This window comes from Roseibium sp. SCP14 (genome assembly GCF_040329475.1).
In the GTDB taxonomy this organism is placed as follows: Bacteria; Pseudomonadota; Alphaproteobacteria; order Rhizobiales; family Stappiaceae; genus Roseibium.
The window spans coordinates 499,395-511,366 of record NZ_JBDZYH010000004.1 but is presented as its reverse complement, the minus strand read 5'-3'; the positions used below and the strand labels follow the sequence as shown (position 1 = coordinate 511,366).

Here is an 11,972-nt window from a genome sequence, read left to right as displayed (position 1 = left end):
CCAAGCTTCCGAGCCAAAATCCGGTTCAAGGCTGCTGGCGCGTTGCAGTGATCACCACGTCCCGGATGTTAACCCCCTGGGGCTGGGCATACATGAAGACAGCCGTTCGAGCGATATCGTCTGCATGCAACGCACCTCCCATGGCCTCTTTCCAGTCCTGGTAACCGTCGATAATGTCCTGACGCGTCGTATGGCCCAGCAGTTCTGTCTCGACCGCACCCGGACAGATAGCCATGACGCGGACACCCGTATCGGCGACCTCCTCACGGACGTTTTCGCTGATCGCGGAAACGGCAAACTTTGTCCCGACATAGGCTGCGTGATTGGGGAAGGATTTCTTGCCTGCGATCGAGCTGACATTCAATATCGTACCGTGATTGCGAACCTTCATACCTTCCAGCACTGCCTGCATGCCGTTCAACAACGCCATGACATTGACATCAAACATCTTCTGCCACTCACTCGGGTCCTGGCTATCGATCTGTCCAAGCAACATCACACCGGCATTGTTGATCAGGCAGTCGACCGGACCATACCTGGTCTCGGCCTCGGCGATTGCCGCCTTCAACTCAGTCGTGTCGGTCACATCCACCTTGCGGCACAGCGTATCAGGAAGGTCCAGAGCTTCCAGCTTTTCAACGCGGCGTGCGAGCAGCAGCAGTGGATGTCCTTCGGCTGAAAACCGCTTGGCCATCGCCGCTCCAATGCCGGAACTGGCCCCTGTGATAACGATGAGAGGTTTGGAATTCGCGGTCATTTGATCCGTCCTTCAATTCGGATTGAAACTGTCCGGAAAGATGGTGAAAGACGTGGAAACAGGGAATGACAGCTTCTGTCAAAGAATTGCGCGTTTCTATCATTTGTTCTTTGTTGTGTTTCCTTCAGACCGCATTTCATGCAGTTTCCTGCCGGGTGAGTTGAAGGCGAGATAAATGGCACTAACGCGACTTAAAGAAAAATACGGCTTTCAGCCGGGTGCGGGATATGTGAAGACCAATCTCGATGCGGTACGTTTTTTCTGGTCGACCGAGCCAGTTGAGCGAGCTCCCCTCATCTACAATGCCGGTCTGGTTCTCATTTTGCAGGGGCAGAAAACCGGTTATCTCGGTGACCGCATCTTTCATTACGATACAGACCACTATCTGGTCCTAAGCGTCCCTTTGCCATTCGACTGCGCGACCTTCGCTTCGCCGGAAGATCCGATGCTCGGCCTGTTCATCGACATCAACCGCATCGACCTTCACGAACTGGTGCCGTTGCTGGAAATCGAGCCTCCGTCCAAGACGACAACTTCGCTCGGCCTCAGCCCTGCTCCTCTCGACGCAGATATGAAAGACGCGGTCCGGCGTCTGCTTGACGCCCTGTGCTCCGATGCCACCAGCAAGGCGCTCGGACCCGGCATTCTGCGCGAGATCGCCTTTCACTGCCTGCAAGGACCACACGGTGCAGCCTTAAGAGCACTCACCCAGGTCGACTCGCATTTCGAGCGCATTGCCAAGACGATTGCAGACATTCGTCAGAACTACTCCACTCCCCTACGGGTGGAGGACCTTGCCCGAGAAGCGGGCATGAGCGAACCGGTGTTTCATCGGGCATTCAAGGCCATTACCGGTGCTTCGCCGCACCGTTATCTCAAGACAACGCGGTTGCACCGGGCCAAGGGACTGATCCTTGCCGAAAACCTGCCGGTTGCGGAAGCCGCCCGTCTGGTTGGGTACGAAAACGCCGCTCATTTCAGCCGAGAATTCAAGAAGCATTTCAAGGTCAGCCCCAGGGATGCTCAATCGGCTGGATACAAGCCTATTGATTTTTGAAACAACGCTTCGCTCTTGAAGCATTTCACGCGCCATACATCAGAACTGACTGCGCCAAGGGAAAACCTGTCGGACACATCCGGCTCATCAGACGAAGTCAATTACCGCCGGGCTTCAATCTCGCCAGCATACGTTGCGTCGTCGACCGGCTCCATCCATTCGGCAACCTGACCGTCCAGCTCCTCCTGGATGGCCAAGTGAACAAGCGAAGTGTGGGGTCCGGCACCATGCCAATGTTTCACTCCCGGCGGGATCCATATGACGTCACCTGGAAGGATCGACAGTTTCTCCTGCCCCCAAAGGTGAACGAACCCGGCGCCTTCCAGAATTTGCAGGGTCTGCCCGAGTGGATGTGTATGCCAGTTGGTTCGCGACCTTGGTTCAAATGTCACCCGAATGACCCGAACCCTTGCCGGTGCCGGTGCTTCAATGACCGGATCCTGCCAGACGGTGCCGGTAAAGTAGTCCGGATTGGCCCGTTTTGTCGGCCGTGACCCAGCCTCGTAAACGGTCAGAATGCTCATGACGCCTCCTTGCCGGCAGATACAGCGGTCTGCGATTTCCGGTTATCAGGCCAGTTGATCAGAACAACGCCGAGGATGGCAAGGCAAATTCCGGCAAAGGTTTCAATGTCCAATGTTTCCGAAAGAAAGACGACACCAAGTACGACACCGACACCCGAGCGCAAATAGGCCTGGCTGGCCGTTCCCATGGCTCCCAGCGACACCAACAAACGGAAATAGATCAGAAAGGCAAGCGCCGTGCATGCAGCACCGAGGATCAACGCCGCGGCCAGACTTGAAGCATCAGGCGAAAGGTTCCAGGGCCGATCAACCGCAAGACTTGCCGGAACAAGCACGATCGAAGCGCAAATGAGAGTTCCGGTTGCCGGCACAATAGGCGGCATTCCCACAAACAGCCGCCCGCGCAATGCCGCAAGTCCGTAAAGAACTGCGCTGAACAATACAGCAAGCTGCGGCAAGAGATTGTGGCCAAGGTCTTCCAGTGCACCGACACCAACGATCAGAACGATTCCGGCAAATCCGGCCATGGCACCGGTCAGCTGCCGAGCGCCGGGCCTTTGCCCGCTGTTCAAGAGCACGTAGGACAGAGCGAACACCCATAAAGGGGACGTTGAGTTCAGGACACTGGAAACCGCCGTCCCGGCGTATTGCTGTCCCCAGGCCAAAAGCATCCACGGCCCTGTGCTGTTGATCAGCGACTGCACAAAAAACAAACGCCACGTCCGCGCATCACGAGGCATCCGGATACCTTGCCATGACATGATCAACACCAGGATAATCGAAGCCAGGCTGACCCTGATCGCAATCAGGGTTGCGGGCGGAATGGTATCCAGTGCGATGCCAATCCACATGTAGGAAGAGCCCCAGAGCAGCGCGAGACAGCCCAGAAGAGCATATTCAACGGAACGGGATTGCATGTCTGCGGGCCGCTAACCGTTGACGGCGCGACTGTCTTCAGGAGCCTCATCCCGATCCTCCATGCCGTAGTCACGAAGCACATGGGCAACCCGCAGGCGATAGTCCTTGAAATAACCGGATCGTCCAGCTTTTTGAGCTTTGCGATGCTGGGTCAACCGCCGCCATTCGTTCAGTGCTTCTTCGTCGCGAAAAAAGGAAACCGAAAGCAGCTTTTCCGGATTGGTCAGGCTCTGGAACCGTTCTACGGACAGGAACCCGTCAATCTCATCAATGAGTGGCCGCAACTCGGCCGCGACTCCCAGATAGTCCTGCTTTTTGTCCGCATGCGGGATGACTTCGAATATGACGGCGATCATGCTTGTTTTCCTCCCTCGGCATGCGGCGCGGACGTCAGTTTTAGGAAGGTGCGGTCTTCCCGCAAGATGAATTTTTCCTTTTGGGCAAATTCATAGTTCAATTGCCCGAGAGGATCGGTGGCAAGGCGCGCGCGATAAGCTTCATAGGCTGCAAGGTTCTCTATCGAGTAGACACCATATGCCAGCGTCGTAGATCCTTCATGGGGGGCAAAATAACCGATGAGATCGGCTCCGCAACGCGGGATCGCCTGCCCCCAGTTTCGCGCATACTCCTCAAAAGCCGACCTTTTTGTCGGGTCGATGTGGTAGCGAATGAAACATGTGATCATGGCCGATTCCTTTTCGTATGGCTTTGCTGCCTTCTGTGTGACATGCTCCGCGACGACAATGCTTCGATAAGGATCGAACCATGAAAGATGGACCGGACATTGCGCGGATCGGCGCGCTCATTGGTGACCCGGCGCGCGCAAACATTCTGGTTGCACTGATGAGCGGCAAGGCCCTGACGGCGACCGAACTTGCTGCGGAAGCCGGGATTACCGGGCAAACTGCAAGTTCACACCTCAAGAAACTCATGGAAGGTGGCCTGCTGACGCAGGCGAAACAGGGACGTCACCGCTATTTTGCTCTGTCGGGACCGGAAGTCGGTGCAACGCTTGAAGCAATCATGGGGCTTGCCGCGCGCAAGGGCCATTTGCGCACCAGAACCGGCCCGAAAGACCCGGCCATGCGAGCGGCCCGCGTCTGTTACGATCATCTGGCCGGTGACATGGCCGTGAGGATCTTCGACAGCCTGCAAGCGCGCGGTTTCCTTCAAGTCTCCTCGGACAAGGGCGGGATCGGCCTCACCACCGCTGGCGAAAGCTTCGTCACCGATTTTGACGTTGACCTTGACCGGCTGACTGCAGGTCGTCGTCCGCTATGCCGTGCGTGTCTGGACTGGAGTGAGCGTCGCAATCATCTTGCCGGAAGCCTTGGTGCCGCCCTCCTCGACCGGTTTCAGGAGGAAGGCTGGCTGAGGCGTGAAAAGAACAGCCGCATCGTGAACATTTCAGCGCAAGGGAGCAACGAATTGAAAAAACTGTTCCCGCTCGACTGAACTGACCGCGACACGAACCAACAATCCCTCATGCACGGGCCGCTCACCTCAGGTTCCGGTGCCGAGAAACAATGCGACCATCAGGATTAGGAAGCCTGAGACCGGATAGGCAAGCCTGCCGGCGCGTGCCGTGTACTTCTGAACAAGCATTGTTGAAGACAGGCAGGCATAGGCACCGAGACACCCCAATCCAACTGTCATCACGGTCCCGCAGATGACGACCAGTTGCAGAAACAGACCTCTTTCAGGATGAAGGAACACAGGAAGCAGCGAACCGTAGAGTGTAAACGTCTTGGGGTTGGTCAATCCAATCACGAAAGCCACCTTCCCCGCTCTTGAGCCTCCGCGAGCGGAGATCCGCCCCCTCGGCTTTGGCCCGAACAGAAGCACGAAGCCGAACAGGCCGAGCAGGACTATGCCGATCCAGTTCAAATAGGTAAGAACTTCGCCAGACAGCGTAACCGCGAAGAAGATACTACAGCAGGCCGCAACCAACAGACAGGCATCGCCGGCTTTGGCGGAAACAACGCATTTCAGCGCCTCGCGCCGACCGTGCGTTGCCGCCTGACCGACTATGAAGAAGGCGCTCGGACCCGGGACAACGGCAACAAGCAGGTATGTCACGACGAAGGTGATCCAGTCGACCAGCAACATTCTCTTACCTTTGAAGCTGGTGAACGAGACGGAGTGTTGCTTCCAAGGGCATACCCAAGGCCACTTCGCTCACGCACATCAGCTTTCGTCGGACAAGCAGAGGGCGACAACTACCGGGGTATTCCACGTCGCGGCGGCCTTGCACCGGAACGGATAGCATTGGGTAAAACATGGTCGATGGAGCACAGCAAACAGCGGTTTCGGGCACGCAAAGTTGATATTCAATTTCCACGAAAGCTAAGTGAGTTCGCTGTCCCATACAGTTCCCAAACGGGAGCTTGACGGACTTCCGGACCAAAAATTTTTGACGCTTACAGATTCGGGCCACTGCTCGAATTGGCAAGGCTACAATCAGCTTGCGCAAACAGCACAACGCGACGGCAGGGCACCAATGCTCCGCCCTATTGCTCCAGCTTATTCACGGGTGTCGACCGCAATGAATTATCGATCGTCGCGACAGACATGTTTTTGCAAGAGTGAAAAGGAAGTCGGGTGTCATTGTTAATACCGAAAGGCCAGAACAGACTATCTGCCCGACCCATCGGCAGAACTTGTCGAGCGGTCAATCGGAAGCCCGGAGAATGTTTCTGACCCTTCCCAGAAGCCACATCCGGACCGGTCCTAGGCGAGTGTTCTTGAGGGTCACGCACTCAACAGGCGGGCTCCAGAGACTGTGTTCAAAACGCAAGTTCAATCTGGTTAGCCTTCCCGACGCGATCGAATCGCTGACCAGATGCTCAGGCAGGTAGGACCAGCCTGTTCCTTGCAGTACCAACTCACGAATGGCGTGGAAACTGGTCGCATACCAGGTGTTCACCGACAGCGCGGGAAACTGGTCCAGAGCGCTTCCTTGCGGACTGCGCAACAGGAGCTGGCGAAAAGGCAGCAGTTCACTCGCTCCAATGGAGCTGACTTTTGCCAGCGGATAGTCGGGGCTGCTGACGGAGACAAATGGAAGGTTTCCGATAAACGCCTGTTCCAGGCCTTTTTGAACCTTTGTGCCGGAAAACATCAGACCGATATCAGCAGTGCCACCAGTGATGATTTCCGGAATTTCCGGACTAGCCGCTGACAGGAACTCGATTTCGGTCGCTGAAAACTTGTTCCCGAATTCGATCAGGTTCCGCCCAAGCGAAGGCAACATGATCGCGTCATCCAATGCGATCCGGATACGTGTTTCTTCTCCGGCGAACAGGCTTCTGGCAGCAGCATCGAAATCCTCGACCTGCACCAGGGCCGCCTTTGCGAAGGCCAGCAGTCGCTCACCTTCTTTTGTGAGCCTGGGCTTGCGGGTCGCCCGGTCGAACAGGTCAAAACCCAAATCCACCTCAAGGTTTGATATCCCCAGGCTGACGGCGGACTGTCCCTTGCCCAACGTTCTTCCCGCAGCAGAAAAACTGCCACTATCTGCCGCGGCAACAAACATTCTCAGTTGTTCCAGGCTGGTCAGGACGACCTCTCTTTCATTGAAAGATTCAATAATAACTAACTTAGATCTATCGATAAATCGAATTATTTCTCGAATTCTCAAGATCAGAAACCAGGCGGCGATTGCGCCGGACACTTGTCGAAACGCACGAGAAACAGGAAATAAAATGCTCACTCTTCTACAAATCAACACGGGTATCCATGGGCCGGCGTCCATGAGTTCAATACTCGCCGATGAGATTGCCGAAGCGTTCTCCAACCGGTTTTCCGGAACAAATCACATCAAGAGGGATCTCGGTGAAGACCCCATTCCGCACTTGGATCAGGCAACATTTGAGAGTTTTTCAAATCCCGTTTCCGCAAACGTTTCCGCTTTTCCCGATGAACTTGCATTGTCCGACAAACTCATTTCCGAGCTCAAGCAGGCGGACGTGCTGCTGATCGGCGCACCGATGTACAACTTCATGATCCCCTCCACCCTGAAAGCCTGGATCGACAATGTCGCACGCGCTGGAGAGACATTCCGCTTCTCGGAAACCGGGCCTGTCGGGTTGCTGTCGGGAAAAAGAGCCATCCTGGTTATCGCCCAAGGTGGTGAATTCCTCGGAACTCCGGCGGACCTTCAGACCGGATACCTCAGGATGGCACTGGGTCTTATGGGAATAACAGAAATTGAGTTCGTATATGCAATGGGTCTGGCGATGGGGCCTGACAAGGCGGAGGCCGGTCTGGAGGTAGCGCGTAAGAAGATCGCAGAACTGTTCGGACCTGTGCCGGTGTGACTGTGAAGGCTTGGCACGCACCATTCATCCAAGAAACCGCTTGCAGTCGATGGGAGGGTAATGCTCCCAAAACGAAAAAAAACCGGCCGAAGCCGGTTTTTTCAGGAGGTGGGTAAACGTTTGGGTATCTCAAACGTTTTGCGGGGTCATCGTTACATTATGTTTTTGGGGCCGTATCACAATTGGCCCTGCATCAGGAAGTCTTTGAAGACTCCTGAACAGTTGGGGAGGCTTCTCGCCAGGACCTGTACAACCGCGCCGGTAACCACGGCAGGCGGTCCCGGTTGTAGTCCTGGCGGTGCTTCACCAGCATTAGTTTGGCCGTATGCACATTCATATTGTTCTCCTTCAGTCGGGCGTTTCAGTTTTGACGCTTCGACCTGTTGAGACTCATATTAGCGCACAGTGTGCACTTTACAAGAGCGCACTTGGTGCATTTTTTATTAAATTTTGTTTAGTTTCCCTACGTCAATTAATTTGACCAGAAAAATAAAAGACCTCCGCAGATGTTAACTGCGGAGGTCAGATTGCTACACAAATTGAACGCGTGCTCAGCTTACTCGGCAGCTTCCATGCGCGCCGCATCGTAGTTCAAAATTGGAGCAAGCCAGCGCTCGGCATAGGCAATGTCCCACCCCTTTCTGGCAGCATAGTCTTCCACCTGATCCTTTTCGATCTTGCCGACGCCGAAGTAGTGGCTGTCCGCATGACCGAAGTAGAGCCCCGAAACCGAAGATCCCGGCATCATTGCTCTGCTTTCCGTCAACTGGATGCCCGTCAGCCTTTCAGCGTCGAGCAGCCTGAAAAGAGTATCCTTCTCGGTGTGGTCCGGCTGCGCCGGATATCCTGCTGCCGGACGAATGCCCTGATACTTCTCACCGATGATGTCATCGAGAGAGAGGTTTTCGTGCGCACCGTATCCCCACAGGTCCTTGCGTACGATCTCGTGAAGCTTTTCTGCAAAGGCTTCAGCCAATCGGTCGGCAAGAGCCTGCGAAAGGATCTTGTTGTAGTCGTCCCCTTCCCGCGCATAGCGGGCCGCGAGATCGTCTTCTCCATGACCGGCAGTGACTGCAAAGCCACCCACCCAGTCCTTGATACCGCTGTCCAGCGGCGCAACGAAATCGCTCAGCGCGATATTGGCGCGGCCTCCGGCCGTCCGTGACATCTGCTGACGCAAGGTGTGGAAGGTGCCGAGGGTCTCGGTCCGGCTTTCGTCGGTAAACAGACGCACGTCATCCCCCACCGCATTGGCAGGCCAGAGACAGGCGACACCCTTTGCAGTCAGAAGCTTTCTTTCAACAATCTCATCCAGCATCCGGCGGGCGTCGTCATAAAGAGCTTTCGCCGCCGGGCCATACCGGTTGTCCGTCAAAACGGCCGGATAACGCCCCTTGATCTCCCAGGTCGCAAAGAACGGCGTCCAGTCGATCACCGGCACGAGATCTTCGAGCGGAAAATCCTCAAACACGGTCGTCCCGAGCTTTCTGGGCACGACCGGGGGCTTGCCGGCAAAGTCTGCCTTGAAGGCGTTTTCTCTGGCAGCGGCAATCGACGTCCGCTTCTGCGTGCCCCGGCTAGCGGCGTGCTTTTCGGCAACATCGGCATATTCGGCGCGCACATCCGCATAGTAGGGCTCACGTCCCCCTTCGCTCATCAGCTTTGATGCAACACCTACGGCCCGGCCGGCATCGGTTACGTAAATCGCCTGTCCGCGCTCGTAGTTCGGATGGATCTTCACCGCGGTATGGATCTTGGAAGTCGTTGCCCCGCCGATCAGCAACGGCACATCCATTCCTTCGCGTTCAAGCTCGGCAGCGACATGGCACATTTCGTCGAGTGAAGGCGTGATCAGACCGCTCAGGCCGATCATGTCCACCTTCTCTTCCTGGGCGGTTTCCAGGATCTTGGCGGCTGGCACCATCACTCCGAGATCGATGACTTCGAAGTTGTTGCACTGAAGCACAACGCCGACAATGTTCTTGCCGATATCGTGGACATCGCCCTTCACCGTTGCCATCAGGATCTTGCCTGCTGAAGAGTGACCGGTCAGGCCAAGCTCTTCCTTTTCCTTCTCCATGAACGGCATCAGATAGGCGACGGCCTTTTTCATGACGCGGGCGGACTTCACCACCTGCGGCAGGAACATCTGGCCGGAGCCGAACAGGTCACCGACCACGTTCATGCCGTCCATCAACGGACCTTCGATCACGTGCAACGGCCGGTCGTAGGCCTGGCGGGCTTCTTCCGTATCTTCTTCCACGAAATCGGAGATACCGTGAACCAGGGCATGCTCAAGACGCTTGGCGACGCCCCACGTCCGCCAGGTCAGATCGGCTTCGCGTTTCTTGCCGCCCTCGCCCTTCCAACGTTCAGCTGCTTCCAGCATCCGGTCGGTCGCGTCTTCCCGCCGGTTCAGAACGACGTCTTCGCAAAGCTCGCGCAGCTCTTCGTTCAGATCGTAGTAGACCGCCAGCTGCCCTGCATTGACGATCCCCATGTCCATCCCGCGCTGAATGGCGTGATAGAGGAACACCGAATGCATTGCTTCTCGCACGGCTTCATTGCCGCGGAAGGAGAAGGACAGGTTCGAAACGCCGCCAGAAACATGGGCATGCGGCAGGTTTTCGCGGATCCAGCCCGTCGCTTCGATGAAGTCGACGCCGTAGTTGTTATGCTCCTCGATACCGGTGGCGACCGCGAAGATGTTCGGATCGAAAATGATATCTTCCGGCGGAAAACCGACTTTTTCCGTCAACACTTTGTAGGAGCGGGCGCAGATCTCGGTTTTACGCTCGAAAGTGTCCGCTTGACCCTTTTCGTCAAAAGCCATGATCACGACAGCCGCACCATAGCGACGAACGAGTTTCGCGTGTTCAATGAAGGCTTCCTCGCCTTCCTTCAAGGAAATCGAGTTGACGACACCCTTGCCCTGGATACATTTCAGACCCGCTTCGATGACACTCCATTTGGAGCTGTCGATCATCACGGGAACCTTGGCAATATCCGGCTCCGCGGCCACCAGATTGAGGAATGTGACCATCGCCTCTTCAGAGTCCAGAAGGCCTTCGTCCATGTTGACGTCGATAATCTGGGCACCGTTTTCAACCTGCTGACGGGCAACGTCCAGCGCCGTCGAGTAGTCGCCTTCCTTGATGAGCTTGCGGAAGCGCGCCGACCCGGTGACGTTGGTGCGTTCGCCAACGTTGACGAAATTGGTTTCGTCAGTGACCACGAAAGGTTCGAGCCCGGACAGACGCATATGGCGCTCGATCTCCGGAATTTCACGCGGTTTCTTGTCCGCGACAGCTTCGGCAATCGCCTTGATATGCGCGGGCGTTGTGCCGCAACAGCCGCCAACCACGTTCACAAGACCCGCAGAGGCGAATTCCTCGATCAGCCCGGCCATATGCTCCGGGCTCTCGTCATATTCGCCGAATTCGTTCGGCAGGCCGGCATTGGGATAGGCACAGACGAGTGTATCGGCAACGCGGCCCAACTCATCCACGTGGGCACGCATTTCCTTGGCACCGAGCGCACAGTTCAAGCCGATGGTGAGCGGATCGGTATGGCGAACGGAGTTCCAGAAGGCTTCCGGTGTCTGGCCAGACAACGTCCGGCCGGAAAGATCGGTAATCGTGCCGGAAATCATGATTGGCAGAATCTTGCCGGTTTCTTCGAACACTTCCTCGATTGCAAAGAGTGCCGCCTTGGCATTCAACGTGTCGAAAATCGTCTCGACCAGCAGAATATCGGCACCGCCTGCAATCAGCCCACGTACGGCTTCGCCATAGGCAATGCGCAGATCATCGAAGGAAACTGCACGATATCCCGGATTGTTGACATCCGGCGAGATCGACGCGGTCCGGTTGGTCGGTCCGAGCGCCCCGGCAACAAAACGCGGCCGGGACGGATCCTTGGCCGCAACCAGATCACAAGCCTCTCGAGCCAGCTTGGCGCTTTCCAGGTTCAGCTCATATGCCAGTTCTTCCATGCCGTAGTCGGCCTGGGCAATGGTCGTGGAAGAGAAGGTGTTGGTCTCGATTATGTCGGCACCAGCTTCCAGATAATCGACATGGATCTTCCGGATCGCGTCGGGCTGTGTCAGGCTCAAGAGGTCATTGTTGCCTTTGACATCGCTCGGCCAGTTCGCGAACCGATCCCCCCGGTAATCGGCTTCATCCAGTTTCAACAGTTGGATCTCGGTCCCCATCGCACCGTCAAGCACGAGAATACGGGTCTTGGCGAGGTCACGAAGGCGCTCAAAAGCGTCGGACTTGATCACGGGTGTTTCCTTCCGGATGATCTTTACGGGTTATCTTTTTCTGGCAATCCGTTTGCACGAACCGCCTTTGCAATGCGCGTTCTGAAACTGGAGCCCGAACCACCAGACCTCG

Annotated in this window: 11 protein-coding genes; 3 read left to right on the top strand and 8 right to left on the bottom strand. The window is 56.1% G+C overall.

The window, feature by feature from the left end:
* Window positions 1-25 precede the first annotated feature (25 nt).
* Window positions 26-757, bottom strand: coding sequence for an SDR family oxidoreductase (locus ABLQ08_RS19370; RefSeq protein ID WP_352945283.1), 732 nt, complete (start codon window positions 755-757; stop codon window positions 26-28).
* A gap of 175 nt (window positions 758-932) precedes the next feature.
* Between ABLQ08_RS19370 and ABLQ08_RS19365 the strand changes: the two genes are divergently transcribed.
* Complete coding sequence (locus ABLQ08_RS19365; RefSeq protein WP_352945281.1) at window positions 933-1,814, top strand: AraC family transcriptional regulator; 882 nt, start codon at window positions 933-935, stop codon at window positions 1,812-1,814.
* Window positions 1,815-1,915: 101 nt separating this feature from the next.
* Here the strand turns inward: ABLQ08_RS19365 and ABLQ08_RS19360 are convergent, their stop codons facing one another.
* From ABLQ08_RS19360 to ABLQ08_RS19345, 4 genes are read right to left on the bottom strand one after another with little or no spacing between them, the layout of a single operon-like run.
* Window positions 1,916-2,338 (bottom strand): (R)-mandelonitrile lyase, encoded by a 423-nt coding sequence (locus ABLQ08_RS19360; protein WP_352945280.1) that lies wholly within the window; start codon window positions 2,336-2,338, stop codon window positions 1,916-1,918.
* Window positions 2,335-3,255, bottom strand: a complete 921-nt coding sequence (locus tag ABLQ08_RS19355) for a DMT family transporter (protein ID WP_352945278.1) — start codon at window positions 3,253-3,255, stop codon at window positions 2,335-2,337. Before ABLQ08_RS19355 ends, ABLQ08_RS19360 begins: the two co-directional genes overlap by 4 nt.
* Before the next feature lie 12 nt (window positions 3,256-3,267).
* The gene (locus tag ABLQ08_RS19350) at window positions 3,268-3,612 is read right to left on the bottom strand and encodes an antibiotic biosynthesis monooxygenase family protein (RefSeq protein ID WP_352945276.1); all 345 of its coding nucleotides are present in this window, start codon (window positions 3,610-3,612) and stop codon (window positions 3,268-3,270) included.
* Window positions 3,609-3,941, bottom strand: a complete 333-nt coding sequence (locus ABLQ08_RS19345; RefSeq protein ID WP_352945274.1) for an NIPSNAP family protein — start codon at window positions 3,939-3,941, stop codon at window positions 3,609-3,611. The genes ABLQ08_RS19350 and ABLQ08_RS19345 overlap by 4 nt, the downstream gene beginning before the upstream one ends.
* Window positions 3,942-4,021: 80 nt before the next feature.
* Between ABLQ08_RS19345 and ABLQ08_RS19340 the strand changes: the two genes are divergently transcribed.
* On the top strand, window positions 4,022-4,711 hold the full coding sequence (locus ABLQ08_RS19340; RefSeq protein ID WP_352945273.1) for an ArsR/SmtB family transcription factor: 690 nt from the start codon (window positions 4,022-4,024) through the stop codon (window positions 4,709-4,711).
* 48 nt (window positions 4,712-4,759) lie between these two features.
* Here the strand turns inward: ABLQ08_RS19340 and ABLQ08_RS19335 are convergent, their stop codons facing one another.
* Window positions 4,760-5,365: a LysE family translocator gene (locus tag ABLQ08_RS19335; protein WP_352945271.1), complete on the bottom strand. Its 606-nt coding sequence runs from the start codon at window positions 5,363-5,365 to the stop codon at window positions 4,760-4,762.
* Between the two features lie 562 nt (window positions 5,366-5,927).
* Complete coding sequence (locus ABLQ08_RS19330) at window positions 5,928-6,806, bottom strand: LysR family transcriptional regulator (RefSeq protein ID WP_352945598.1); 879 nt, start codon at window positions 6,804-6,806, stop codon at window positions 5,928-5,930.
* Between the two features lie 154 nt (window positions 6,807-6,960).
* Here ABLQ08_RS19330 and ABLQ08_RS19325 point away from each other — a divergent pair, with 154 nt between their 5' ends.
* Window positions 6,961-7,575 carry an FMN-dependent NADH-azoreductase gene (locus tag ABLQ08_RS19325; protein ID WP_352945269.1) on the top strand — a complete coding sequence of 205 codons (615 nt, stop codon included), beginning with the start codon at window positions 6,961-6,963 and terminating at the stop codon, window positions 7,573-7,575.
* Window positions 7,576-8,131: 556 nt separating this feature from the next.
* Here ABLQ08_RS19325 and metH read toward each other — a convergent pair.
* The gene (gene metH, locus ABLQ08_RS19320; protein ID WP_352945267.1) at window positions 8,132-11,860 is read right to left on the bottom strand and encodes a methionine synthase; all 3,729 of its coding nucleotides are present in this window, start codon (window positions 11,858-11,860) and stop codon (window positions 8,132-8,134) included.
* Window positions 11,861-11,972: the final 112 nt, after the last annotated feature.